The 26,887-nt window shown below is 60.4% G+C and carries 21 protein-coding genes; 15 read left to right on the top strand and 6 right to left on the bottom strand.

Annotated elements, in window-relative coordinates:
• Window positions 1–4: 4 nt before the first annotated feature.
• A complete protein-coding gene (locus tag V7714_RS06090; RefSeq protein ID WP_335708927.1) occupies window positions 5–901 on the bottom strand; it encodes a GGDEF domain-containing protein in 897 nt (298 codons plus the stop codon).
• A gap of 315 nt (window positions 902–1,216) precedes the next feature.
• Here V7714_RS06090 and V7714_RS06095 point away from each other — a divergent pair, with 315 nt between their 5' ends.
• Together V7714_RS06095 and V7714_RS06100 are read left to right on the top strand one after the other, a co-directional pair.
• Entirely contained in the window at window positions 1,217–3,703 is a 2,487-nt protein-coding gene (locus V7714_RS06095) for a TonB-dependent receptor (RefSeq protein WP_335708928.1), read from the top strand.
• Between the two features lie 23 nt (window positions 3,704–3,726).
• A complete protein-coding gene (locus V7714_RS06100; RefSeq protein ID WP_335708929.1) occupies window positions 3,727–5,541 on the top strand; it encodes a phytase in 1,815 nt (604 codons plus the stop codon).
• 71 nt (window positions 5,542–5,612) lie between these two features.
• Here the strand turns inward: V7714_RS06100 and V7714_RS06105 are convergent, their stop codons facing one another.
• The gene (locus V7714_RS06105; protein ID WP_335708930.1) at window positions 5,613–6,446 is read right to left on the bottom strand and encodes a substrate-binding periplasmic protein; all 834 of its coding nucleotides are present in this window, start codon (window positions 6,444–6,446) and stop codon (window positions 5,613–5,615) included.
• Between the two features lie 44 nt (window positions 6,447–6,490).
• Entirely contained in the window at window positions 6,491–6,874 is a 384-nt protein-coding gene (locus tag V7714_RS06110; RefSeq protein ID WP_335708931.1) for a hypothetical protein, read from the bottom strand.
• A gap of 277 nt (window positions 6,875–7,151) precedes the next feature.
• On the opposite strand from V7714_RS06110, the gene V7714_RS06115 reads away from it, so the two are divergent.
• The 13 genes from V7714_RS06115 (at window position 7,152) to V7714_RS06175 (ending at window position 22,412) form a co-directional block, all read left to right on the top strand.
• Complete coding sequence (locus V7714_RS06115; protein WP_335708932.1) at window positions 7,152–8,276, top strand: methyl-accepting chemotaxis protein; 1,125 nt, start codon at window positions 7,152–7,154, stop codon at window positions 8,274–8,276.
• 111 nt (window positions 8,277–8,387) lie between these two features.
• Window positions 8,388–8,750, top strand: coding sequence for a response regulator (locus V7714_RS06120; protein ID WP_335708933.1), 363 nt, complete (start codon window positions 8,388–8,390; stop codon window positions 8,748–8,750).
• Between the two features lie 204 nt (window positions 8,751–8,954).
• Entirely contained in the window at window positions 8,955–11,180 is a 2,226-nt protein-coding gene (locus V7714_RS06125) for a chemotaxis protein CheW (RefSeq protein ID WP_335708934.1), read from the top strand.
• Window positions 11,181–11,203: 23 nt separating this feature from the next.
• Window positions 11,204–11,680, top strand: coding sequence for a chemotaxis protein CheW (locus tag V7714_RS06130; protein ID WP_290331739.1), 477 nt, complete (start codon window positions 11,204–11,206; stop codon window positions 11,678–11,680).
• A 31-nt stretch (window positions 11,681–11,711) separates the two neighbouring features.
• On the top strand, window positions 11,712–13,421 hold the full coding sequence (locus tag V7714_RS06135; RefSeq protein WP_335708935.1) for a methyl-accepting chemotaxis protein: 1,710 nt from the start codon (window positions 11,712–11,714) through the stop codon (window positions 13,419–13,421).
• 42 nt (window positions 13,422–13,463) lie between these two features.
• Window positions 13,464–14,324 (top strand): CheR family methyltransferase, encoded by an 861-nt coding sequence (locus V7714_RS06140; RefSeq protein ID WP_335708936.1) that lies wholly within the window; start codon window positions 13,464–13,466, stop codon window positions 14,322–14,324.
• The gene (cheD, locus tag V7714_RS06145) at window positions 14,321–14,959 is read left to right on the top strand and encodes a chemoreceptor glutamine deamidase CheD (protein WP_335708937.1); all 639 of its coding nucleotides are present in this window, start codon (window positions 14,321–14,323) and stop codon (window positions 14,957–14,959) included. Before V7714_RS06140 ends, cheD begins: the two co-directional genes overlap by 4 nt.
• Window positions 14,956–16,011, top strand: coding sequence for a protein-glutamate methylesterase/protein-glutamine glutaminase (locus V7714_RS06150; RefSeq protein WP_335708938.1), 1,056 nt, complete (start codon window positions 14,956–14,958; stop codon window positions 16,009–16,011). The genes cheD and V7714_RS06150 overlap by 4 nt, the downstream gene beginning before the upstream one ends.
• A 691-nt stretch (window positions 16,012–16,702) precedes the next feature.
• Complete coding sequence (locus V7714_RS06155; RefSeq protein ID WP_335708939.1) at window positions 16,703–18,253, top strand: hypothetical protein; 1,551 nt, start codon at window positions 16,703–16,705, stop codon at window positions 18,251–18,253.
• Window positions 18,254–18,295: 42 nt separating this feature from the next.
• Window positions 18,296–19,372: an aKG-HExxH-type peptide beta-hydroxylase gene (locus V7714_RS06160; protein WP_335708940.1), complete on the top strand. Its 1,077-nt coding sequence runs from the start codon at window positions 18,296–18,298 to the stop codon at window positions 19,370–19,372.
• A 222-nt stretch (window positions 19,373–19,594) separates the two neighbouring features.
• Complete coding sequence (locus tag V7714_RS06165) at window positions 19,595–20,794, top strand: SagB family peptide dehydrogenase (protein ID WP_335708941.1); 1,200 nt, start codon at window positions 19,595–19,597, stop codon at window positions 20,792–20,794.
• A 1-nt stretch (window position 20,795) separates the two neighbouring features.
• Window positions 20,796–21,422, top strand: a complete 627-nt coding sequence (locus tag V7714_RS06170; protein ID WP_335708942.1) for a JmjC domain-containing protein — start codon at window positions 20,796–20,798, stop codon at window positions 21,420–21,422.
• Between the two features lie 84 nt (window positions 21,423–21,506).
• Complete coding sequence (locus tag V7714_RS06175; RefSeq protein ID WP_335708943.1) at window positions 21,507–22,412, top strand: trypsin-like serine peptidase; 906 nt, start codon at window positions 21,507–21,509, stop codon at window positions 22,410–22,412.
• Between the two features lie 9 nt (window positions 22,413–22,421).
• Here V7714_RS06175 and gspE read toward each other — a convergent pair whose 3' ends face one another.
• The 3 genes from gspE to V7714_RS06190 are packed head-to-tail and all read right to left on the bottom strand — an operon-like array spanning window position 22,422 to window position 26,871.
• Window positions 22,422–23,894 carry a type II secretion system ATPase GspE gene (gspE, locus tag V7714_RS06180; RefSeq protein WP_335708944.1) on the bottom strand — a complete coding sequence of 491 codons (1,473 nt, stop codon included), beginning with the start codon at window positions 23,892–23,894 and terminating at the stop codon, window positions 22,422–22,424.
• The gene (gene gspD, locus V7714_RS06185; RefSeq protein ID WP_335708945.1) at window positions 23,891–25,963 is read right to left on the bottom strand and encodes a type II secretion system secretin GspD; all 2,073 of its coding nucleotides are present in this window, start codon (window positions 25,961–25,963) and stop codon (window positions 23,891–23,893) included. The genes gspE and gspD overlap by 4 nt, the downstream gene beginning before the upstream one ends.
• On the bottom strand, window positions 25,960–26,871 hold the full coding sequence (locus V7714_RS06190; RefSeq protein ID WP_335708946.1) for a type II secretion system protein N: 912 nt from the start codon (window positions 26,869–26,871) through the stop codon (window positions 25,960–25,962). Before V7714_RS06190 ends, gspD begins: the two co-directional genes overlap by 4 nt.
• Between the last annotated feature and the right edge of the window lie 16 nt (window positions 26,872–26,887).

A 26,887-nucleotide genomic window follows, 5' to 3' on the forward strand; every position in this document is an offset into this window, starting at 1 on the left:
GGGCTCAGGCTGCCTGCGCCTGGAGCGGCATAGCGGGTTCCAGTGCCGCATTCAGCGCGGCCAGTTGGGACGCCACATCGCCTGCCATCTCGGCACTGACCACTCTGGCGCCCAGATGTAGCCGGATGCCTTGCTGCCGGGTATGCCAGGCTAGTTGGCCCACTACATTGCGCAGGTGGCTGGCAATGCGGCCGGCGGCGGCATGATCTGTCCCTGGCAGCAGGATGGCAAAGCGGTCGCCGGCATAGCGGCACAGCAGGTCGTCGTTACCCAGGTTCAGCAACAACAAGTGGCTGATGGCCTGAAGTAGGCGATCTCCTTCACCATGCCCATAGGCCCGGTTGATCGCGTGAAACCGGTCTATATCCAGCAGTATCAAGGAGCAAGGCGCTTGTGGGCGCGCCGCCCGTTCGAGCGCCACCTGCTGCTGCAGGTACTCGGCATTGGCCAACTGGGTTATACGATCAAATGCCCGATGATCGCGAAACAGCCGCTCGCGCTTGAGTAGCTGCTCATTCAGGGAGAACTGCTCCTGGCGCCAGAAATACAACCCCGCCGTCAGCGTCAGCATGCCCAGGGGGCCAAGCGCCGATTCCAGCCAGTTGTCCCAACTCGCATCAGCTTGCAGGCGAAAGAATTCGTCCAGGCAATCTGCCGTTCCACCCAGCGCCACCCCAGCCAAACCCAAGCCCAGCAAGGCCGTTACCCTGCCCCGTGGTCTGCTGCTCAATATCTGCAGCAGCCAGATCGTGGCCATCAACGCAGTACCGCCTTCACCAACGACATCCATCCACTGCCAGTCCGCCCATGGCTTGAGTTCGCCCAGGCCTTGGTAGAGCAACAGCAGGCCCAGCAAGGCCAGCCCAAACAAAACCAGCGGAACACGATAGAGATGCAGCATGGTGGTACACCGTCGTTGCCAAGATGACCGCCAGATTACGGCTCGCGCATGTCAGCCCCATTGCAAAACCGCCTGGGGGGCAATTCAGCTCATATACCGGCACTAGTGCCACGGTTTCCGTGCAGCCCCCTTACCCACACTGGGTTTTACCTTGGGCATTCCGGCTCATCGCAACGGCCAATTACGCCATCCAAGCCCCTTCCATCGCCCCCCTGGGGACAACGTCACGAAACCGCAATCTAGCCACCCTAGCTTGCCTCCCCGAAGCGCGGCCTGCCAGCCAGGCGAGCCGCCGTCATCGCTCAGGGAGAAGCAATGAAGTCGCACCTCACACCGTGCCGTACCGTCATGGCCATCTGCATCGCAAGCCTGATGCAAGGTACGCATGCCGCCGACGAAGCGCCGGTAACAACCATTACGGTAACCGGCCAGGCCGCCCGTATCCGGAATGCACTGGACGTACAGCAAGCTGAAGACAGCATCGTCAGCGTGGTGCACGCCGATGCCATCGGTGCCCTGCCAGACACCAATGCCGCCGAAGCATTGCAGCGCGTACCCGGTGTCTCGGTAGAGCGCGACCAAGGTGAGGGCCGATATATCCGTGTTCGCGGCCTGGGGCCAGACCTCAACAGCGTCACCATCAATGGCGGGCTGATTCCCTCGCCCGAGAGTGATCGTCGTGCCGTGATGCTGGATGTCATACCCAGCGCCCTTATCCGCTCGCTGGAGGTCAAGAAAACCCTTACCCCCGATCAGGATGCCAGCTCCATCGGCGGCACGGTGGAGGTCAAGACCGTCTCGGCATTCGATTACCCAGGCCGATTCGCCTCGTTCGAGGCAGAAGCCAGCCATGACCAGCATACCGGCCAGACCAGCCCCAAGATCGCCACCACCTTTGCCGACCGTTACCTGGACGGAAAACTGGGCCTGGCTGCAGGTTTGAGCCTGGAGAAACGTAAGTTCGGCTCGGCCAATGTCGAAACCGGTGGCAACTGGGACTTTGACGACGACAAGGTGCTGCTGGAAGAGTTTGAGAACCGCAACTACCTGATCACGCGCGAGCGACTGGGAATGGCGTTCAATCTGGACTACAAGGCCGCTGCCGGTCAGCGCTACTATGCCCGTACCCTGCTGAACCGCTATAGCGACACCGAAGAGCGGCAGGCGCATGTCATCGAGTTTGATGAGGCGCAGGATGCTGGCGAGCTTGGTGAGGCCGAATCCACCCGCGAAGTGAAATCACGCAAGGAGACCCAGAAGATACTGTCGATGACACTGGGCACCGAGCAGCAGCTTGGGCTATGGCAGCTCAAGCTTGCCGGTGGGATCAGCCGTGCCAGCGAGACCACTCCCGACCACATAGCCGGTGCCGCATTCGAGGGTAGCGATAGCTTTGCCGATGTTGGCTTCCGCAATGGTGAGCAACCTACCCTGGCAGGGCCTGCCAGCCTGTACGACGCCCAGGCCTATGGCCTCAAGGAGGTTGAGCTGGCCCGTACCCAGTTCAAGGACAGGGAACGCCACCTCCGCCTTGATCTTGCACGCAACCTGCAGGTAGGCCAGGCCGATATCAGGCTCAAGTTCGGCGGCAAGGCCAGCCATCGCGAAAAAACCGGCGACGAAGACATCTGGCTTTTCGAGGACCTTGACGAGGCAGGCCTGGACGATAGCCAACTCAATCTGGCCAGCTATTACGACGGCGTAGTGGACTGGCAACTGGGCCGCTTTGGCCCACGTATTGATGCCAGCAAGATACAGAACCTACTGGGCAAGCTGGACCGCACGGCCTATGCCGATGAAGAAAGCTCCCGCGTGAATGACTTCAGCCTGATGGAAAAGATTCGCGCCGCCTATTTGCAAGCCCAGTTCGAAACCGGAGGCTGGCGCTGGCTGACGGGGGTGCGCTATGAGGGAACCCGGCTCAAGGCAGATGGCACAGGCCTGGAAGACGGTAGCTTCATACCTAGCCACACAGCCCGCAAATACCACCACTGGCTGCCTGCGCTGCACGCCCGTCTTGATCTGGATCGGCACACCAGCTTGCGGATGGCGTTGACGCATTCCGTGGTGCGCCCAACCTTTGGTCAGATGGCACCGGGTTTTGTCATCGATACCGATGAAGCCAGCTTTGGCAACCCAGACCTCAAGCCGCTGGAATCCCGCAACCTGGACCTTGGACTGGAAAAGCGCCTGGGCACAGCCGGCACCCTGTCAGCCTATGTATTTCACAAGCGCCTGGACAACTTCATCTACAGCACCGACCTAGCTGGTACCGGTCGCTGGACAGATTTTGACGAGGCCAGCAGCTATGCCAACGGCGGCAGGGCCAGCGTCCGCGGCGTGGAGCTGAATTATGTACAGTCATTCGCCAAGGGTTGGCTGCTGTCAGCCAACGCCACCTTTTCCGACTCGATCGCCAGCATCAGCCGGTACGATACCGAGCTGGGCCGGATGGTGGCGCGTGATATTCCCCTACCCAGCCAGTCAGACCGTACCGCCAACCTGACGCTGGGCTACGAGAGCGGCCCCGTCAGCCTGCGTCTGGCTGCCAATTACAAGTCGGCCTATCTGCTGGAGGTCAGCGATGTACTTGATGCCCGCCGCGATGTCTACGTGGCAGGCCAGACCCAGTACGACTTCTCGGCCAGCTACAAGCTGGGTAAGGCCATGATGCTGAGCTTCGAGGCCTTGAACCTGGGTGATGAGCCCTACTACGCCTACATGGGCCAGCGCCGCCACAATGCCCAGTTCGAAACCTATGGCCGCACTTACAAGCTGGGCCTGAAGTACACGCTCAATTGATCCGTAGACGCGAGAACAACCCAATGAAAAAAACCATCGTTACGGTGCTTTATCTGGCCAGCTTGATCGCCTCGGCCCATCCCTCCGACCTAATCGCTGCCGCACACCCCGCAGCACAACTAGCCGCACTGGATGGCGGCTACTGGCTGGCCCGTGAGCAGCACCAATTGCGGCAGCTGGACGGACAAGGCCGGGAAACTGGCCGGCTGGCCATCAAATCCACGCAACTGGATGCACGCGGCCATATCGCGGCCGTGGTCGACTATGCCAGCCAGCAAGTACAACTGCTTGATGCCAGGCCTGGGCAACTGCAAAGGCAAGCGACTTTGCCGGCTACACACTTCAGCGTGGAAGCCCTATGCCTCTATCGCGACCCGCAAGCCCTGCTGCATGCGTTCTTGATCGGCGAGGAAGGCCAGGGGGAACAATGGCTGCTATCGGCCACGCCAGCCCGCAAGGTACGCAATCTGTCACTGCCACCGGGCGTAACCCATTGTCAGGTCGATGATGCCAGCCAGCAGTTATTGTTGGTGGAAGAGGACTTTGGTGTCTGGGCCTACCCAGCCGATGCCGAGCGTCCATTCCAGCGCCAGGCAGTCTTGCTGAAACAGCCTTACGGCAAGCTCAAGGGTGGCGCTAGCCAGGTGGTAGCCCTGCCTGGCGGGGTGGCGGTGCTTGATCAGGCGGGCACAGCATTGCATCTGGTCCGTTACCTTGATCAAGCTTGGCAACACCTCCGCAGCCTACCGCAGGCGCGTGAGCGTGATGGCCTGGCCCGCCTGGCACAGAACGTCCTGCTGCGCGATGCAGAGCGTGCCAGCTGGCAGCAGGTGAGCACACGCTGGCAGCCCAGGCAGGCCAAGATACCTGCACAGTTGCCTGTCGTCCTGCCGCTGGCGCAGACAGACCCGGTCGCCAAGCTCGGTGACGCTGCCGACGATCCCGCCATCTGGATCAACCCGTCCAATCGTGCCGACAGCCGTGTGCTGGGCACCAACAAGAAGCAAGGCTTGCTGGTCTACGACCTGCAGGGTAAGGAAAAACAACTGCTGGCCGTAGGCCGCCTCAATAACGTGGACATACGCCAGCAGGTCAAGCTGGGTACGCAGACGCTGGATCTCGCGGTAGCCACCCACCGCGATGATCTGGCCCTGGTGGTGTTCAGCATCGGTAGCGATGGCGTGGTCAGCGAAATGGCGCGCATACCTACCGGACAGCGAGACATCTACGGCGTCTGCCTCTACCAGCCCAATGCTGGCGGGCTGGAAGCGTTCGTCAACGACAAGGATGGCCGCTTCCTGCACTACCGCCTGGCCATGCAGGACGGCAAGCTGCAAGGCCATCTGCTGCGTGAGTTCCGCACCGGTAGCCAGCCTGAGGGTTGTGTCGCGAATGATGCCGAGGGCGTGCTGTTCTTCGGCGAAGAGGACAAGGGTGTCTGGACTACCTCTGCGCGTGCCGACGCCCCCAGCCAGGCGCGCCTGATATTGCCGGTAGGCCAGCACCTGCAGGCCGATGTGGAGGGCATGGCCTTATACCACGGCGCTCGCAGCACCTACCTGCTGGTCTCCAGCCAGGGCAATGACAGCTATGTGGTGCTGGATGCGCAGGCGCCCTATCGCTACCGTGGTGCTTTCCGGGTCGGCATCAATCTGGAGCGTGGCATCGATGCCGCATCAGAAACCGACGGCCTGGATGTCACCTCGGCCAATCTGGGGTCGGGCTGGCAGGAGGGCATGCTGGTCGTGCAGGATGGCCACAAGCGCCTGCCTGATGGCCCGCAGAACTTCAAGTATGTACCGTGGTCTGGTATCGCCGCAGCCTTGAAGCTGGATTGAGGGTAGCTAGGAGTACAGGCTGGCCGATACTCAGGTCAGCCTGCCTGGAAAGAAGTATCCCACCCACGCCATCAGCGCAGCGTATCCAGCAGTACCGGGGTATCTGCCGACAACAACAGACTGTCCCCCACCTTCGCCCCCAGGTGGCGCGCCAGTATCCGCTGGATGGTGCCATCCTGGCGCATGGTCTTGAGGACTGCCGCCACCTGGGCGGCCTGCTCCGCATTGAAGTTCTTGCGTGACAACAGCAGGCAGACCGGATAAACCGGTTCGTCGGGTGCCCAGTCCACCACCATCACCTTGTCATCCAGATAACGCTGTCCCAGCATGGCCTGATAGGTTGGCGGTGTCGAGATGATTGCGCCAACACGACCCAGCCTGAATACCCGGTAAAGGCTGTCCAGATCGGGCTCTTCCACTACCTTGCCGCTGGCCCGGAACGGCAGCAGTAGCTTATCGTAGGCAGCACCATAGACCCCCCCGCGTACCACGCCGATGCGCAGATCCTCATCGGCCAGCGCATCCTGCACCCTAACGTGCAAAGCCTGGTCGCGCCTGAACAGAATATGGTTCTTGCCCCGCAGATAGGGCAACAGCCAGGCATAGCGCCCCCGCTCTGGGGTGCAGACCTTTTGCCCATTGATATCCACGCCCCCACTCTCTACCTGCTTCAGCACCCGGGTAAGTGGCATCTGCAACTGTATTGTGGAGCACCCCACGCGACGGGCCAGCTCATTGATCAAGTCGTAATCCACCCCCCGTACGGAACCTGGGCGTGCAGGCTGGTCTCCTTCCGCATCCAGCCAGAACAGCGTGTAGCCCAGTCGCCAGGGGCGGGCACAATCCGTCTTGCTGGCCGCCATGGCTGGCGTAGCAATCAATATCCACAAGACAAGAATATTCAATATACCGGCAGTGCAAGGCAAGCAGTAGCGCATGGCTCCCCCGGCTAGCTCACGGTGGGCTCAGATGGCCCTTCCACTTCCAGGCTCAGGCCCAATTCGGCGCAAACGGTATCAGGATCGCGCGTCGCAAATACCAGGGTCTGGCGCATATAGCCCTGCCGCAGGTTGACCCCGATGGACTTGGTGATCTTGTCAAAACGGGCGGTATAACCCTGATCCTCGGTATCGTTGTCATCCAGCAAAGTGCCTGGTTTCTGATAGATCTTGCCGAACGATACCCTGCTGCAAGCCTCCACCGTATCGGCTTTCTTCACGATGGCCGGCAAATCCAGCTCGGCTACCTGCAATGCCAGCACTGCCTGCCCATCCAGCTTGCGTCCCTTGCAAGACACCGTCAGATAGGGCTCCTTCTTTTTGAAACCAAACATGATGTCCGCCTTTTATTCGATACCGCACGATACCGCACATATAGGGTGTGCTTATATTTCTAGTGTACGCCACGCTCGCTTCTATGGCGTAGGTCATCCCCACAGCAAGATTGCAAAAAAGTTCCAAGGTCGCCTTGCAATCCTGCAGCGCGCCACGGATAAAGAACCACACGCCCGAAATATAAGGGTGTCGGCTGCCTGGTGTATGGCATTTCGCTACATCGCCTGCTCTATCCACTGGTACACAGCCAAATAATTGTTTGCGAGAGGAGCGAGCTTGTTCCGTCCTGTGGTCTTTCTGTTTGCGCTGGTATTGAGCGGCATATTGCTGGCCTTGTCTGCACCCGCATGGTTAATCCCCCTGCCCGCCCTGGCAGCACTGGCTGTCGCGCTTTGGCGGCCAACCCCGTCGGGCTATGGCACACCGGCGCTCCCGACGCATGATGTACAGCAAGCTCCCGTTGCGGATACCCGCCTGACCCAATCGCTGGATACCCTGCTGCGGCAACAAAGCCATGCTGCCAGCGACGAAGTAAGCCGGGTGCAAAGCCTGCTGAATGACGCTATCTCCAGCCTGACCCGCAGCTTTACCGTCATTGCCGTTTCGGCCCGACAGCAGCAGGATATCGCCCAGGGCAGCCTGGGTAGCGGCGCAGAGGCGCTGATCAACGAGACCGGCGATACGCTGAGTACCGTGGGTAAGGTCATGGCCGAGAACAGTGCGACCGCCGCCCATTTGACTGACGAGATGATCGCCATGAGCAGCCGGGTCAATCAGATGATCGAGCAATTGGCGGGCTTGGACGATATCGCCAAGAAGATACATTTCCTCTCGCTCAACGCCAGCATAGAGGCCGCCCGCGCAGGCGAAGCAGGTCGCGGCTTCGCCGTGGTGGCGGAGGAAGTCCACAAGCTGTCGCAACATACCCGCGATTTCAGCACCCGCATCCGCGACCATATGGGTGGTGTGCGTTCCAGCATCGTCAGCATGGAATCCGCCGCCGGTGAGCTGGCCAGCCGCCAGGGCGCAGAAACCGAACGGGTACGCCATAACGTCGATAACACCTTGGTCGACCTGAAAAAACTGCATGACAACCAGGAGCTGGCGCTCGGTTCACTGCACGATATTGCCCGCACCACCGAGGGTGGCATTGCCGATGCCACCATGGCACTGCAATTTCAGGACATGGTGAACCAGTTGTTGGGCCATGCCCGCCGACGGCTGGATGGTTTGTTGGTGGCGGCCGACGCAGCAGCAGAGTGCCGCAAGGCCTTGCAGGCGGGTGGCGGCAGCGATGCACTGGCGCGCTGCCAGGCCAAACTGGATCAAACCGTGGCCGGCCTGGCCCACAACCCGGTAGCACAAAGCAATATCAGCCAAGGCGGCGTAGACCTGTTCTGAGTATCGGGATTTGCCAGATGCTCATTGGCTGCGGAAACACATATCAACCGCGTACCACGGGTGTGCAGTTAGCGCTAAACCACCCGGTACTTGAGGAGCGAGCAGTAGATCATGAAGACCATATTGACTGTTGATGACTCCCCTTCCATCCGCCAGATGGTGAGCTTCACCCTCAAGAATGCCGGCTATGAGGTGATTGAAGCAGGCGACGGCAATGTCGGCCTCAACCAGGCCAAGTCCACCCCCTGCAATCTCATCATTACCGACCAGAACATGCCCGGCATGGATGGCCTCAGCATGATCAAGGCCCTGCGCGGCCTGCCCTCCTACAAGACCACACCCATACTGATGCTGACCACCGAATCCAGCGACGCCATGAAACAGGCCGGCCGTGCTGCGGGTGCCACCGGCTGGATAGTCAAGCCCTTCAATCCACAGACCATGGTCGATGTGGTTCGTAAATTGATTGGATAGCCGAAGTAGATCGTCGCCAGCAGGCCGCAACCCGGCCCGAAAAACCCACTGTGGGCAAAGCACCCATAGCGTCAGACCTCACGAAAACAGCCCTGTTTAGGGGCGAAGCACAGCAGGAGCTACAGGCAAACGCGATGAACGGGTTTGCAGGTAGCTCCCGGCAGATAGCCTGGCAGCCCACGCTGCCGGCCTTGGGGAGCAAGGATGGAAGTCGATCTCAGCAAGTTCTTTGGCGCCTTTTTTGAAGAAGCCGAAGAACACCTGGCCAGTTTTGAGTCGCTGCTATTGGGGCTGGACCTGAACGCACCCGATAGCGAAGACCTCAACGCCATATTCCGGGCAGCGCACTCCATCAAGGGCGGCGCGGGCACCTTTGGCTTCAATGACCTGGCTGCGCTCACACATATCCTGGAAAACCTGCTCGATAGAGTGCGCAAGGGCAGCATGGCCATCACGCCCCAGATGGTGGATATCTTTCTGCGCACCGGTGACGTACTCGCCAATATGGTGGCAGTACACCGTGATGGCGCCACGCCAGACCTGGCAGGCATCGCCACTGTGCAGCGTGCGCTGGAAGCGCTGGAGCACGCTGCCGGCGAGATTCCGCCGGACTCCCCGGAAGCGCACACCTACGCTGCAACACCCGCACTATCGCCAACAGATTGGCGTCTGAATCTGCGTTTGGATCCAAGCGCCGATACGACAGCCCTGCTCGCATCACTGGCCAATCTGGGCGCCATCACCGAACTCGCCCGCCAGCATGAGGGCGAGCTCCTGTTGCTGCAGCTGGCTATACAAAGCCTGGATTCCGGCGAAGATCTGCGCGAATCACTGGCGTTTGTCCTGCCGTCGGATCGATTTGAACTCCAGGGCCACCACCGCACGCCCTCACCGCCTGCAGCGGAACCCGCAAGCGCAGCCACCATCAGCACAGCAAACGAGGGTACGGACTTCGGTTTCTTTGACGATAGCCCCGCCCAAGCCACCGAAGCATTCGGCTTCTTCGAGCCGCTACCCGCGCAGGCAGATACCGCAGCCAGCGCGGGCGACACCGACTACGGCTTCTTTGAACCGCTGCCCAGCATCGCCCCCGATGCACCCGCTGGCCGTGAAGGGGTGGATTACGGCTATCTCGATGCGCAGGCCGTCAAGCAGGCAGAAGCCGCGCGCCAAGCCGAGCAAGCCGAAGCCCAGGCAGCTGCAGCAAAGGCTGCCGAAGCCAGCAAATTGGCAGAAGCCGCCCAGCATAACCGCCGTGCTGGCGACAAGGGCGAAGCCGCCACCATACGGGTGGACGTGACCAAAGTGGATCAGTTGCTCAATTTCGTGGGCGAACTGGTCATTACCCAATCGATGCTGGCGCAGAGTGCCTCGGGCCTGGACCCCTTGCTGCATACCCGCCTGCTGGCGGGCATAGACCAGTTGCAGCGCAATACCCGCGAGCTGCAGGAATCGGTGATGTCCATCCGCATGATACCGATGTCCACCGTGTTCAGCCGCTTTCCCCGCGTGGTGCGCGATCTGGCCGCCAAGCTGGGTAAGAAAGTAGAGCTGCGTCTGGTCGGCGAGCAGACCGAACTCGATAAAGGCTTTGTCGAGAAGCTGGTGGACCCACTCACCCATCTGGTGCGCAACAGCCTGGACCATGGCATCGAATCTACCGACACCCGCGTGGCCCGTGGCAAGCCCGAGACCGGCATGCTCACCCTGGCAGCCTTCCAGCAAGGTGGCAATGTGGTGATCGAGGTGCGTGATGACGGCGCCGGCCTGAATCGTGAGCGCATCCTGGCCAAGGCCCGCGAGAACGGCTTGCCCCTGGCCGATGGCATGAGCGATCAGGATGTCTGGATGCTGATCTTCGAGGCCGGCTTCTCTACCGCGGCCGAGGTCACCGATGTATCGGGCCGTGGTGTGGGCATGGACGTGGTACGCAAGAATATCCAGTCCATGGGTGGCAGCGTCGAGATTGAATCCATGGCCGGCTTCGGCTCCACCATGCGGATACGGTTGCCGCTGACCCTGGCCATACTCGACGGCATGCTGGTGGGTAGCGGTGGCGAAACCTACATCCTGCCGCTCAATGCCATACGCCAATCGCTGCAGCCGGTAGCCGAGCAATGCCGCACCGTCAACGGCCGTGGTCGGGTGGTACAGGTACGCAACGACTACCTGCCGCTGATTGCCCTGCATGAGGTGGTGGGCTGCCAACCCAAATCCAGCGAACCGACCGAGGGCATCGTCATGCTGATCGAATCCGGGAATCAGCAAATGGCGCTTTGGGTGGACGAACTGCTGGGGCAGCAGCAGGTGGTGGTCAAGAATCTGGAAGCCAACTACCGCAGGGTCCAGGGTATGTCGGGCGCCACCATTCTGGGGGATGGTCGGGTGGCGTTGATCGTGGACGTCAGCGCACTGGCGCGCAAGGCATAACAGCGAGGCGGGAAGGAACAGCTATGGAACACAACAGCAACAGCCGTGAGCACCTGGTTTTCACCCTGGGGGAAGAGGAATACGCCATCGACATCCTCAAGGTGCAGGAAATACGCGGCTTTGAGCCCCCCACCCGCATCGCGAACGCCCCCCCGTTCATCCTGGGCGTGATCAACCTGCGTGGTGCCATCGTGCCGATCACCGACCTGCGGGTGAAGTTCGCCATCGGCGAACCCAGCTATGGCGAGTTCACCGTGGTCATCATCCTCAACCTGGCGGGCCGGGTGGTGGGCGCCGTGGTCGATGGGGTTTCGGATGTGATTGCCCTGACCGACAACATCGTGCAGGCCACCCCGGATTTCGGTGCGGCGGTCGATACCGCCTACATCGTGGGGCTGGCCCCCATGGACGAGCACATGCTGATCCTGGTCGACATCGAAAAATTGATGACAGGGCGTGAAATGGAATTGGTAGCGGATGCAGCAGCCAGCGCGGCTTAAGCAAGAAATCGTTAGCTAAGGGAGTGGGGAAATGAAGAACTGGAAAATAGGTTTGCGGCTTGGCTTTGGCTTTGGCCTGGTACTGTTTCTACTGGTCGCCATTGTTGCCGTCAGCATCAACCGCATGGGTAATCTTGCCGCTGATCTGGACGATATGGCCAACCGCCGAGCCGTGGTGGTCAAGCTTGCCAATGATCTGATCGACTCGGTCAATACCAGCACCATCGCCATGCGAGACGTCATTCTCTATACCGATGAGGCCGGTATCACGCAAAGCCGGGCGGTGTATGCCAAATCAGTCTCCGACTTCAATGCCACCATGAAGAAGCTCGACGAACTGACCATCTCGGAGGGAGCCAAAAAACGCCTGGCCACACTTGCAGAGCTGAGCGTGCAAACCGAACCGATAGAGAAGGAGGTCCTGCGCCTGGGTGGCGAAAACAAGAATGCCGAAGCGACAGTCATGCTGCACGGGCCGCTTAAGGCGGCGCAGGACAAGCTGCAGTCCACAGTCTCCGAGTTCATCGAGTTCCAGATGGCTGCCGCAGCAGAGAAATACGATGAGGCCTACGCCAACTACCTGTTCGCCCGTAACCTGATGATAGCCGTGGCTGTCATCGCGCTGCTGATCGGCATCGTGGCGGGTTGGATGATTACCGGCTCGGTAGTGCAACCCATACGCCAGGCTGTAGCCCTGGCCGAGGGCGTCGCTGCCGGTGACCTGACCCAGAAGATAGAAACCGACCGCAACGATGAAACCGGCCAGCTGATCAAGGCCTTACGGAGCATGAACGACGGGTTGCTGCAAATCGTGGGCGATATACGCACCAGCGTCGAAACCATCAACACCGCCTCGCAGGAAATTGCCGCAGGTAATATCGATCTCTCCCAACGTACCGAGGAGCAGGCCGCCAGCCTGGAAGAAACCGCCGCCAGCATGGAGGAACTGACTTCCACCGTAAAACAGAACGCCGAGAATGCCCGTGAAGCCAACCGCTTGGCTGAAGGTGCCAGCGGCATTGCCCAGAAGGGTGGCGAGGCCGTAGGCCAGGTGGTCACCACCATGGCCGAGATCAACGAATCGTCCAAGAAGATCGTGGACATCATCGGCGTCATCGACGGCATTGCCTTCCAGACCAATATCCTGGCCCTGAATGCTGCAGTCGAGGCCGCCCGCGCAGGCGAACAAGGCCGTGGCTTTGCTGTGGTGGCAGGCGAGGTGCGTAGCCTGGCCCAGCGCTCGGCGGCGGCAGCCAAGGAGATCAAATCGCTGATCGGTGACTCAGTGGAACGCGTAACCGTGGGCACCGCCCAGGTGGATCGCGCCGGCATTACCATGGAAGAGGTCGTCGGCAGCATACGCAAGGTCACCGGCATCATGGGGGACATCTCCAATGCCTCGGCCGAACAGAGTTCCGGCATCGAGCAGGTCAACACGGCGGTGACCCAGATGGACGAAGTGACCCAGCAGAACGCCGCGCTGGTGGAGGAAGCTGCCGCTGCCGCTGGCTCGCTGCAAGACCAGGCTCGCCTGCTGATGGAGGCCGTCAACCGCTTCAAGCTGGACGATGTCCGTAGCGTACGCAGCAGCGCCCCTGCCCCACGCCATGTCGCCAGCCGCCCAGCGACCAAGGCTGTCGGCCACAAGCCAGCCGCCAAATCGGCTCACCCCGCCGTCGCCAAAGCAGCCCAACCGGTAGCAGCCGGAAAGCAGGACGACGAGGATTGGTCGGAGTTCTGATTGGCACACCAGGACAGTACGGTGCCGGGGGAAACAGCTGTGATGGGTAACAGCCACGGCTCGCCGCGTATGGTCCATGCACCCCGCGACTTTGCCTATACCGGCACCGACTTCCAGCTGGCCCGCGAAATGATACGCGAGCGCGCGGGTGTGGCACTGGCCGAGTGCAAGCAGCACATGGTCTACAACCGGCTGTCCAAGCGCGTACGTGCACTGGGCCTGCCCAGCATCACGGCCTACCTCACCCTGCTGCGCAAGAACGCCTCCCACCCCGAATGGGAAGACTTCACCAGCGCACTCACCACTCATCTGACTGCGTTCTACCGAGAACCCCATCATTTCGAGATGTTGAGTGAGCTCCTACATGGACGTGGGCGTGAACCCAGCCGTATATGGTGCGCCGCAGCCTCTACCGGTGAAGAACCCTACACCATCGCCATGACGGTAGCCGAGGTCTATGGCCGATTCGATACCCCGGTGGAAATCGTCGCCAGCGACATCGACATCCGGGCGCTGGCCCATGCCGAACAAGGCATCTATTCGCTGGAGCGGGTCACCAAGATGCCACTGGAGCGGAGACGGCAGTTTTTCCAGCGCGGCACCGGCAAACGGCACGGCTATGCCAGGGTCTGCCCGGAACTCAAGCGCATGGTCAGCTTTATGCCTTGCAACCTGCTGGACGCCCGTTGGCCTGTCGCCGGGCACTTTGATTTCATCTTCTGCCGCAATGTACTGATCTATTTCAAGCGAGAAGACCAATACACCCTGACCACCCGGCTGGTCAGCCAACTCAAGCCTCAGGGCGTGCTATTTCTGGGTCACTCGGAGAACCCACAGGGCAGCGGACTGATGCTGGAGACCGTGGGAAAAACTGCCTACCGGAGCAAAGGTTCGCGGTCATGAATGAACGCCGCCCCGAAAAACCGGCGCCCAATCGCTACTATGACAAGCACTTTGAACGCGAGGCCGCCAAGATATTGCCGGGCGAGTACTACGCCACCGGCCGGGGGACCTTGCTGGTCACGGTGCTGGGCTCCTGCATTGCCGTCTGCCTGCGTGACCGCATCAATGGCATTGCCGGTCTCAACCACTTCATGCTGCCCGACGGCCGTGGCGATACGGCCCACCCAATGATAGGCCTGCCCACCCGTTATGGTGCTTACGCTATGGAGGCCTTGTTGAATGACATGCTCAAACTCGGTGCAGAACGGCGCTATGTCGAAGCCAAGGTATTTGGTGGCGGCGATGTACTGCACGGCATGGGGGCCGTCAACATAGGCAAGCGCAATGCCGCGTTCATCCAGCACTACCTGCACGATGAAGGCATTCCCGTCGTGGCTGAAGACCTGCTGGGGCTCCATCCACGCAAAGTCTATTTCTTCAGCGATAGCGGCAAGGTTCGGGTCAAACGCATTACCGTACTGCACAACGACACCATTCTGCAGCGCGAGCTCGATTACCGCGCCCACCTGCAACGCGACAATATCGAAGGCTCGGTGGAGCTGTTTGTGCCTGATGCAGCGGAGAAGCAGCGATGAAAAAGACATTACGCGTGGTTGTAGTGGACGACTCACCGCTCATGCGCAAGCTGCTGACCAGCATCATCAATGCCGAGCCCGATATGGAGGTCGTCGGCGCGGCACCCGACCCACTGGCCGCGCGCGAGCTGATCCGCACGCTCTCACCCGATGCCATCACGCTCGATATCGAGATGCCCAGGATGAACGGGCTAGATTTCCTCGACAAACTGATGCGGCTCAAGCCCACACCGGTCATCATGATCTCCACCCTGACCGGCGCCGGCTCCGACACCGCTTTGCGTGCCATGGAACTGGGCGCGGTCGATTGCGTGGCAAAACCGCGCGATCTGCAGCGAGGCCTGCGCGAAGCTGGCGAAGAAATTATCGAGAAGCTCCGCATGGCAGCTGGCGCACGCCTGAGCTTGCGCCAGCCCAGGGCCGCAAGCCCGTCGGTGGCCAAGCCCTTGCCTGTCATCGCGGGCGTCAGCAGCAATATCATGCACACCCGGCTGATCGCCATCGGCGCCTCTACCGGCGGTACCCAAGCCTTGCAGACCGTGCTCCTGGGCTTGCCGGCCGAGATGCCACCCATCGTCGTGGTGCAGCATATGCCGCCCGCCTTTACCCAGCCATTCGCCAACCGCCTCAACGGCATCTGCGCCCTTACCATCAAGGAAGCAGAACATGGCGAGCGCCTACGCCCCGGCCACGTCTATATCGCACCCGGTGATTACCACCTTGCCCTGGAACGTGAAGCCGGCCATCTCTGCTGCAGACTGCTGGCCACCGAGCGGGTCAACCGACATAGGCCGGCGGTCGATGTGCTGTTCCATTCCATCGCCCAACTGAGCGCCAAGCGTACCGTGGGTGTCATCCTCACCGGCATGGGGGCCGACGGTGCCCAGGGCATGCTGGCCATGAAGCAGGCGGGTGCCTACAACTTGGCGCAGGATGAAGACAGTTGCGTGGTGTTTGGCATGCCCAAGGAGGCGGTACGCACAGGTGCCGTGGATGAGGTGCTGCCGCTGGACGCCATTGCGGCGGGTATCTTGCGACAACTGCGGGAGTAAATAGTACCGCCCGCTGAAATCACGATTTGCACAAAATCTGAAAATCACTTTATTTTCAATAGTATATGGATTTAATAAACTCACCCATCGGTACACACCAAGGCGAAATCAAGGCTTTATCAGCTACTTATAGGCCGGTGTATTAACCACAGATCAGAAAACAGCCACCCCTTCACCAGTTTGGATGATGCGTCGGTGATCAGAGGTTGTTAGTCTGAAGCATCCACAGCAAAGACCCGCTGGTTCGGCACTGATCAAGCATAAAGGACACGAAGCAGACCCGCGTGCTTCGCTATCCCCAGATGCGCCCAGCCGTAACCGCCCATAAGACTGTGGCACCAGGAGGATGCGCAACAAGGACGGGCACCATCACATGGGTGCTGGTCCAGGTATCGCTAAGCCGTCCATATACTGAACGTGTTTTGCATTCACCGCGCGCCCCCACCGAGTCCATCGGACTCCCTTAGTCAGAGGACAACCTATCGGTCCTCACGCAACTACCTGATGGCAAGCTGATCAGCATCGCCGAGCGCGCGTGGGCGACACCGCCGTGTCGACACCCTATCGTGATTACAAGGCGACATCAGGGGCAACTGTTTACGGGCACAACAGCAAAGCAGCATGGACCGCAATAGCACCGGCGCGGCCCAAGGGACTGCTTTTATCTCCGAACCATCCTTAGGAGGATGAAATGCAGAAATTGCTCGAAGTTCTTGAGGCATTGACCGCCTCATCTCAGCCCGGCGGCATACGTAAACTACAAGACATAGCCGCTATCCTGGATCAGCAGCAGCAACAGGGTGGCATGCGCAAACTGCAGGACCTCGCCGCCATACTCGACCAACAGCAGCAACAAGGTTCGCGCAAGCTACAGGACTTGGCTGCGATTCTCGATCAGCAACAGCAGCAAGGTGGAATGCGCAAGCTGCAGGACCTCGCCGCCATACTCGACCAACAGCAACAACAAGGTTCGCGCAAGCTACAGGACCTGGCTGCGATTCTCGATCAGCAACAGCAGCAGGGTGGCATGCGCAAGTTGCAGGATCTCGCCGCCATACTCGACCAGCAGCAGCAACAAGGTTCGCGCAAGCTACAGGATCTCGCTGCAATTCTCGATCAGCAACAACAACAAGGCAGCCTGCGCAATCTGGAAGACCTGGCAGCCGTCCTTGATCAGCAACAGCAGCAGGGGTCGCGCAAACTGCAAGACCTCGCCGCACTGCTTGATCAACAGCAGCAGCAAAAAGGCCTGGGGCGGCTAAAGGATCTCGCAGCCATACTCGATCAACAGCAACAGCAGGGCTCTCGCAAGCTGCAAGACCTGGCCGCCATCCTGGATCAGCAACAGCAGCAGGGGGGCATGCGCAAGCTGCAGGACCTCGCCGCCATACTCGACCAGCAGCAGCAACAAGGTTCACGCAAGCTACAGGATCTGGCCGCGATTCTGGATCAGCAACAGCAGCAAGGCGGCATGCGTAAGTTGCAGGATCTCGCCGCCATCTTGGATCAGCAGCAGCAACAAGGTGGCATGCGCAAGCTGCAAGACCTCGCGGCGATACTCGACCAGCAACAACAGCAGGGTGCACGGAAACTGGAGGACCTGGCCGCCATTCTCGATCAACAGCAGCAGCAAGGCTCCCGCAAGCTGCAGGATCTCGCCGCCCTGCTCGATCAACAGCAACAGCAGAAAGGCCTGGGCAAGTTGCAGGACCTAGCCGCCATCCTCGATCAACAACAGCAGCAAGGCTCCCGCAAGCTGCAGGATCTCGCTGCCCTGCTAGACCAGCAGCAACAGCAGAAAGGCCTGGGCAAGTTGCAGGACCTGGCTGCCATCCTCGATCAACAACAGCAACAAGGCTCCCGCAAGCTGCAAGACCTGGCTGCCATCCTCGATCAACAACAGCAGCAAGGCTCCCGCAAGCTGCAGGATCTCGCCGCTCTGCTCGATCAGCAGCAACAACAGAAAGGCCTGGGCAAGTTGCAAGACCTGGCCGCCATCCTCGATCAGCAACAGCAGCAAGGCTCTCGCAAGCTGCAGGATCTCGCCGCCCTGCTCGATCAGCAGCAACAGCAGAAAGGCCTGGGCAAGTTGCAGGACCTGGCCGCCATCCTCGATCAGCAACAGCAGCAAGGCGGTATGCGCAAGCTACAGGACCTTGCAGCAATACTTGACCAGCAACAACAGCAAGGCGGCATGGACAGCCTCAGAAACCTGGCGGCGATCCTGGACAAGCCGCAGTAGCAGACTTCGCCAACACCCGATTCTCATCGTGAGGGTTTCGCCATGAGCACAGAAAACATGCCGGTTTGGCAATCCACCTTTCAGCCCGATGCGAATCGGGCAGCGTTCGCCGCGATGCGGGAAGAACACTTCAAGCAGCGCATCGCCTTGAGCCTGGAAACCTTGGGCGAGTGTGAACGTATCTGCCGTTCGGCAGGGCTACCGACAGTTGATCGCGAATTGATGGAAAAACTGCAGGAGGACACCGACTTTGCTGCCAGCATCTTTGATGATCCGGTATTTGCCACCTGGCTGCGCTTCCTGCACCGGGCTGCGGCAAATGGCCGGGAACAGGAGGTACTGCAGCATTGCGAGAACCTCCCCGGCTTGCTACTGCGGGTACAGCAGCAGCTGAGCGGGCAAGGAGAGCGATATGTACGCGGCAGCAGTATCCGCGTGCAGCAATACGATATCGACCCCTACATCAAGGCAGCGACCCCGCCCACCTATGACTTCTCCCAAAACGGCCAAGACGAACTGGCTGCCGGGCACCCGCTGGGCATGCAGGCAGACTTGCTGGGCATTGCACTTGAGCAGATTGGACGTGCCTGGCCAGAACTCAAGGAGCAGGTGCTGGACCTGGTCAAGATCATCGGCTACTTCCCCGATGCATCGTTCCGCAGTTGTTCGGCTGCACGCTACTCAGGCGTGGTGTATCTCGGCAACATGGACGAGTCGGTGCTGGATATCGAAGAGTCCGTGGTGCACGAGACAGGCCATCAGGTGCTGTATCGCCTTGCCGAACTCACGCCGCTGACCAAGCCGGATACGCCGCTGGATGCCAGCTATGTTCTGCCCTGGTCAGGCTCCCAACGCGACCTGTTCGGTTTTCTGCACGCCTTCTACATCTATGCCTTGCTGGCAAAGTATTACTGGCGGCGGGGGCTGGAGGACCCTGCTAGCGCACAGGAATGCCATCAGCGTTCGATGTTGATACTGCTGGGCTGCATGCTGGCGCTGCCCATGCTGGCATCAGAAGAACAGCTGACCGAACAGGGCAAGTTGCTGGTCCAGGCGCTGGGCAACGACATGGCAGCACTACGGGAGCAGGTTTTTGGTGTCTATCGCAAGGTGCAATAAGGATAGCCTAGCCAGCTTGACCGGCTAGGTGCCTTCCATCCCGGCAGGGCTTGGGGAGCGACACTCATTCGAAATATGACCGTCGCTCCCCGCCCCCCTTTCGGTTACTGCACCGTTTTGTTGGCAGTGCGTAATCCGCTGGCATGGCCTGTATCACTTAGCCCTGCCGGCAAACACCTGCCACTCACAAGCACATGACAGGCTTATACGCTGGAGGCCCAGATGCCAGAACAAGCAGACTCACCAGAAATGCCGGCCAGCCCTGCGGTATGGCAGGCCGAGCCCACAGACTTGCGCTTCTCAGATGAATTCGCCGTCGCCATGGACGGTGACCATATCGTGGTAAGCAACGCCAGGACCGGTGCATACAGGCGCTACACCAAGCAAGCCGAGCCCGTATTGAATCAATTGATCAACTGGACCCATCTGCAGGATCTCCAGCAATTCGACTTCGGCCTGGAGGATGAGGCAGCGCGCATGTCCGCTTTGCTAGACATCATGAATGGGCTGCTGGATATCGGCGTACTGATGACACAAAGGGTGGACTGGAGCGCCGCCCGCCTGTCCGAGCCCGGCGGTGGCTGGAAAGCAGCAATGCGCTACATCAACGAAACCCGGACGCGGCGGGACACCATTTATGCGGTCCCTAGCGAGTTCTATGAGGCATTGGCACAGAAGGCCGTACTTTACCGCCAGCCATCTGCCTTTTATGAGCGGGTGGATGCTCCATTCCGGCCGCTACCCGCACCCCGCAAGGATGAGCCCGAGGGTTCGCCTTCCTTTACCAGCGTCATGCTCAAACGGCGGACGGCAAGGCGATATGCATCCGCACCCATTTCAGAAGCCGAACTGGCTACCCTGCTGTACTACAGCTGGGGCATGACTGACTTTGAACCCAACCCGCTAGGTGATGTGTTCGTCCGCAAGACTTCCCCCAGCGGAGGCTCGTTGCATCCCATCGAGGTCTACCCCATCGTTCTGAACGTGGAGGGCGTTCCGCCAGGCTGCTATCACTACTCGGTACGGCGGCACGGCCTGGAAGTACTATCGCAGGACAACCCAGCCAGCTGGATCATCAAGGCCTGCGGCGATCAGGCTTGGGTGGCGGAGGCCAGCGTGATCTTCCTTTGCACCGCCTTCCTCCCCAGGACTGCCTGGAAGTACGATTATTCCCGGGTAGCGCGCGCCGTCATGTATGAGGTGGGCTATACCGGCCAATCGGCCTTCCTGACGGCAACCTGGCTCGGCCTGGGTGCTTTCACCACGGCAGCCCTCAGGGATGAGATATTCGAGGAGATGCTGGGCCTGAACCCCGCCAAGGAGCCCGTGCTGTCGGTTACCGGTGTAGGCCAGCTGGAGCCGGATATTGCTCTGCATGCCCGGCCCAGAGTCGAAAACCCCATCGGCGTGGATGGGTCGTGACGTGGACTCCGCCGCCGATACCGAGCTGAACGCCTGTGTCTCGCTGGGCGCCCTTACCGGCACCGACCCCAAGGTACTGAGCCCGCAGGTGGACGAGGCCATGTACCAGGGCCTGAGTGCCAGCCCCTGCAAGATCCTGCTCTCATCGCAGCATGGCGAGCATCAGGAGCTCTTGCTGCCCGATGGCAACGCTGGGCTGGGGCTAACCGGCACCCGTTGCTATATGAACCTTGAATCCGTCGTCCCGGCACTGGCTAACTTGCTAAAACCAGCCGGACTGCCGGCCTTCACGGTGGATCGCGTCAACGCCTATGTCTCACAGCCCGGCACCGGGTCGCCCACCCACTTTGACACGCGTACCGTCGTTATCGTCCAGTTGGTAGGCCGCAAATTGTGGATGGTGTCCAAATCACCCGCCATCTCAAACCCACACCGCAACTGCGTCGCCGACCCGGCCCGTAACTGGGTGGACTATGACGGCACTAGGCTCACCGTGCCGGACGACTTTATCTTCGTGCTGCTCAAACCAGGCGATTGGCTGCTGATCCGAAAAGCCGCCTGGCATGCCACCTACTCGAGCGCGGGTTCCATCTCCGCCACACTGGCCGCGCCGGCCGAGGTGGATTGATGCCCACCCCTTGCCACCCGGCAGTCACCCTACCGTCAGTTGCCCATCCACCGCCAGCGCACAGAGCGAACGAGGTATCAGATCATGGACTACGAAACCGCAGCATTGGGTGCCACGATGCGCTGCATGGCCAGAAAACAGGTGCGCCAGAGCCGCCTATGGGGCCTGAGCGAATTGCTGGCAGGGGGGGAACCTGACCCTCGGCTCATCGAATCCATTCCACGCCAACTGGAGCGTGCCCGCCTGCTGGAGCGCTACGATCTGGCACCCGCTCTGGGTGTAGATAACAATGCCAGCAGAAAGCTGTTCGAAGCCATCATAGGCGCAGACGATATGCTGCCTCGCCGATTTCTTGCGCAAGGCGAAGCCGCCGCCCGTGCCGTTGGCCGCATCGTGGCCAGCATACCCGGCAGCGGCGACCGATATGGAACCGGTGCCCTGGTAGGCAGCCATCTGGTGATGACCAACAACCATGTACTGGATTCCAGTGCCGTCGCCAGCAATGCCGCGCTAGAACTGGGATTCTTTGAGGGCACACCGCAAGCCGCCAGCACCGCATGGCAGTCCTTCAGGCTACGGCCTGACTTTTTCTTCTATACCAGCGAGGCCCTGGATTTCACCCTGGTAGGTGTTGAGGGCGAAAGTGGTACCCGCACCACGGCCGACTATGGCTACCTGCCCCTGCTTGCCACCAGTGGCAAGGCACTGGTCGGCGAACACGTCAATATCGTGCAGCACGCCGGCGGCCGGCCGCAGACCATCAGTATTCGGGAAAACGCGGTGGTCGATGTGTTCGACCAATGGTTGCACTACACCACCGATACCGCACCAGGCTCATCAGGCGCGCCGGTTTTCAATGACGAGTGGCAACTGGTTGCCCTGCACCATGCCGCAGTGCCGGTGGATACGGCAGGCGCTGGGCAGGTGGTGATCAACGAAGGCATACGGATCAGTGCCATCTGGCAGGATCTACAGGCGGCGTTTGCTTGAGGTTGAGGCTTAGCCCTCGCGCGTCACCCGCAGCACTTCCTCCAGCGTGGTCTTGCCAGCCAGCACATGGGTAATCCCGTCCAGCCGCAGGCTGCTCATACCCAGGGTGCTGGCGTGCTCACGTATGCGGGCTTCGCTGGCGCCATCATGTATCAGGTGGCGTATCTCGTCGTCCACCGTCAACAGCTCGTACACCCCTGCCCGGCCTTTGTAGCCCAGGTAGTTGCAATGCTCGCAACCCACAGCGTGGTATAGCGCTTGCGGTGTGGTGATACCCAGCACAGCCATCTCGGCGTCATCAGGCGTGTAGGGCTGTTTACAAGATGGGCACAGTTGTCGGTACAAACGCTGTGCCAGTACACCGATCAACGACGAAGCCAGCAGGAAGGGTTCGATACCCATATCCACCATACGGGTCACTGCACCGGGTGCGTCGTTGGTGTGGATAGTGGCCAGCACCAGGTGGCCGGTCAGCGAGGCCTGTACAGCGATCTGCGCGGTTTCCAGGTCGCGGATTTCGCCTATCATGATCACGTCCGGGTCCTGCCGCAGAATGGCACGCAGGGCGCGGGAGAAACTCATCTCGATACGAGCATTCACCTGGGTCTGGCCTACACCGTCCAGGTCATACTCGATCGGGTCTTCCACCGTCATGATATTGGTGGACGACGCATCCATCGCCGCCAGGGCGGCATACAACGTGGTGGTCTTGCCCGAACCGGTAGGGCCAGTCACCAGCACGATGCCGTGTGGTTCGGCAATCAGCTTGTGCATGATATCCAGCGTACGCCCGGCCATGCCCAGCTTTTCCAGGTCCAGCCGGCCAGCCGATTTATCCAGCAAACGCAGCACCGCCCGCTCGCCGTGGCCGGTCGGCAGGGTCGATACCCGCACATCTACCGGCCGACCTGCAATCCTTAGGGTAATGCGGCCATCCTGGGGCAGGCGTTTCTCGGATATATCGAGATTGGCCATCACCTTGATGCGCGAGACGATGGCGGCATGCAGCTGGCGCTTGGGTTCGATCACATCCTTGAGCTTGCCATCGATACGGAAGCGCACCACCGAACGGGTCTCGAACGGCTCGATATGGATATCGGACGCCCCTTCGCGCAGGGCCTCGGTCAGCAAGGCATTGATCAGACGAATGATAGGGGCGTCGTCTTCGGTTTCCAGCAGGTCTTCGATAGCCGGGAGATCCTGCGCCAGGCGGCTCAGGTCCAGATCGGCAGCGACATCCTCGGCCACATCCGCAGAGTGGCTGTCCTGGCGCGAAAACAACTGGGCCAGCTTGGCATCGAATGCGCTGCTGTCCAGCATGTCCACTTTCACGGCGCGGCCCAGCAGGCGTCGCAATTCCATCAAGCCGCTGGTATCTGCGCCTTCGCGCATCAATACCTCGACCGTGCCTTCATGCTCGGCAATGTCTACCACACCACGGTTACGGGCAAAGCCATAGTTGGCCAGGCGGCGGTAGTTCATGGCTGGGCAGGCTCAGCGGCGGTTGGCTTGGGCTGCCGTACATCCAGCACCGGCAGGGATACCGTAGGCAGGTCGGGCAGCATCAGGCGGCTATCCTGCTGGTAGGCACCCTGCGCCTCTTGCAGCATCTGGTAGCGGTCATTGCTGAGCGCAGCAGCACTCTTGCCGTCGCGCAAAATGACGGGGCGCAGGAACACCATCAGATTGGTCCGCTTGCTTTCACGTCCCTCATAGCGGAACAAACTGCCCAGCAGCGGGATATCTCCCAGCAGCGGCACCTTGTTGTTCTTCTGCTTCAGGTTGTTCTCGATCAGCCCACCCAGCACGATCACCTGGCCGTCATCCACCAGCACCTTGGAGTCTATGGTGCGCTTCTTGGTGACAAAACCGGTGCCGGAAGTCGAAATGCCATCGTCGATGCTGGAGACCTCCTGCGAGACTTCCAGGGTGATGGCCCCGCCCTCGGAAACCTGCGGCCGTATCTTCAGCTGTATACCCACATCCTTGCGCTCCACCGTGGTGAAGGGGTTTTGGTTGGCGCCGGTGGAGGACTGGGTACCGGTAATGATGGGGATGTTCTGACCCACCAGTATCTTGGCTTCTTCGTTATCCAGCGTCAGCAGATTAGGCATGGACAGCACATTACCGTCGCCATTGGCCTCGATCGCCGTGGCGATCATGCCCAGGGTCGGCGTCTTGCCGCTGCCATCCAGGCTGCCATTGACCAGGCCCAGCGACAATCCCAGCGGCAGATTGGCGTAGCTCTTGCTGCCAACGGCGGTAGCGATGGCACCCAAGGTGTTCGACGCCTTGTCAGTACCCAGATTGCCCAGGCCTATGGCATTGACCTTGCTGCCGCCGCCACCGACCAGCCATTGCACACCGAATTCGCCCGCCTTGGTCACCGAGACTTCGGCAATCATGGCCTCGACATAGACCTGCGCACGGCGCGCATCGAGCTTGTCGATCACCGCACGGATGTTATTGAAGACATTGTCAGGCGCCGTCACGATCAGCGCATTGGTGGTGGGGTCAGCCTGGATGGCCACGCCCGGCGAAACCTGCCCACCGCCACTGGCCGCCCCGCCGCCCACGCTGGCCTGAGGCGCCGCACTGGGCACACCGGTGGCCGAACCGCCACTGGCAACACTGGTAAAACCGCTGGGTGCTTGCTGCGGCACATCGCCACCAGTCATGATGGCCTTGAGCGTCGCTGCCAGCTTGGTGGCATTGGCGTTCTTCAGGTACACCACATGGATATTGCCGCCAGCGGCGCTCTGCACATCCAGGCCATCGACGATGCGCTTGATCTGCGCCAGGTGCGCCGGATTATCGCCACGCACGATCAGGGCATTGGCGCGGGTGTCCGCCACCACCGTGGTTTTCTTCACGCCTTCGAGCTGCGCACCGGGTATCGCCACCGCAGCCACACCCGCCACGCTGGTCTCCGGCATCAGGCGGCCTATCATCTGCGCCACATCCAGCGCCGAAGCGTACTTGAGCTGCAGCGTGATCAGGTCGTTACCGGCAGGCTGGTCGATATTGGCGATAATCTGGTTCAGGCGCTTGATGTTATCGGCGTAGTCGGTAATCACCAGCACATTGGACGCGGTATAGGCGGCAATCGAATTATTAGGCGTCACCAAGGGCCGCAGTATGGGCACCAACTGGGCAGCCGATTCATGCTTGAGCGGGTAGATCTGGGTGATGATGCGGTCACCGCTCACATTCATCTTCTGGTTGATGGTGATGCCATAGTTCTGCTTGGCATCGGCCTCTGGCACGATACGCACCGCACCAGGGGTCTCAACCACGGCAAAGCCTTGCAAGCGCAGGGCCGAGAGCAGGATCTCGTAGACTTCCTTCTGCCGCACCGGGCTGGAGGAAACGATATTCACGGTGCCCTTCACCCGTGGGTCCAGCACGAAGTTCTTGCCCGTGATCAGGCCAACAGCCTTCACGGTCGATTCGATATCCGAATTCACGAAATTGAGCATCACCCTGTCATCGGCCGCCATGACTTGCGTAGCCAGCATTAGGGCGAGGGCAACTGTCTTGATTTTCTTCATGAGGAGGGGAGGCTCTCGATACGGAAGCGCAGGCTCATATGGGTGCCATTGCGCAGGATGTCGACGGTGATATTGGGAGCGCGACTGAAAGCGCCATAAAGCGCCGAGATGTCGCCAGTACGATTGAGCGGTGCGCCATTCACCGCCTGTATTACATCGCCGCTCTGCAGGCCCAACGGGCCGGCCAGGGGCTGTGCTGCAGCATCTTCCACAGCAATACCATTGCCATTAGGGGCGTCGCCCAGGCCACGGGCCCAGTCGGCTACATTCAGGCTCTGCATGCCAGACATCAATGCCTGACGGCTCAGGATGCGCTCATCGCCACCACGGATTTCACCATTGGGCGGCAGCGCACGCATGGGCGGCGCTTCGGTAATCAGGTTGCCATCCATCTGTGGCGGGGGTGCATCGGCAGGCAACACCCCACTGGCAGCCGGTTTGGCGTCCAGATCCATGCGCTCCAGCCGGCCACGGTTGTCCAGCACCACATGGTCAGAGAACACTTCCTTCAAGCGTATGCCGCCTTCCAGCTCATCACCCAGCCGTACCGCCAGCGCCGGCATGCCAGGGCGCTCAAACACGGCAGCCGCCGGATCGGCATTCGCAATCACACCGCGCAACTTCATATTGAGGGTGGAAGGCTGAATATCGCCCATATTGTTGCTGGGGCCGGCAAACAGGCCATTCAAGGCCGATGTATCAAGCGTGGGCGCCTGCGCAACAACTGTGGCAGGCGCTGCCACTGGCGGCAAAGGGCGGGGCGAAAGCACCAGCCAGATCAGGCCAGCCAATAGCCAGGCCACGACCAGCAGCAGGGCCGCATTGATACAGCGGTAGAACCAAGGCGTAGCGGGTAGAGAGACAATCATCCGGGCAGGCTGGAAACGGTTCTGAAACAGGTTGCGCACTATATACAGCGTGCGG

Origin of the sequence: Chitinimonas sp. JJ19, from assembly GCF_036961565.1 — a bacterium.
Classification (GTDB): Bacteria; Pseudomonadota; Gammaproteobacteria; order Burkholderiales; family Chitinimonadaceae; genus Chitinimonas.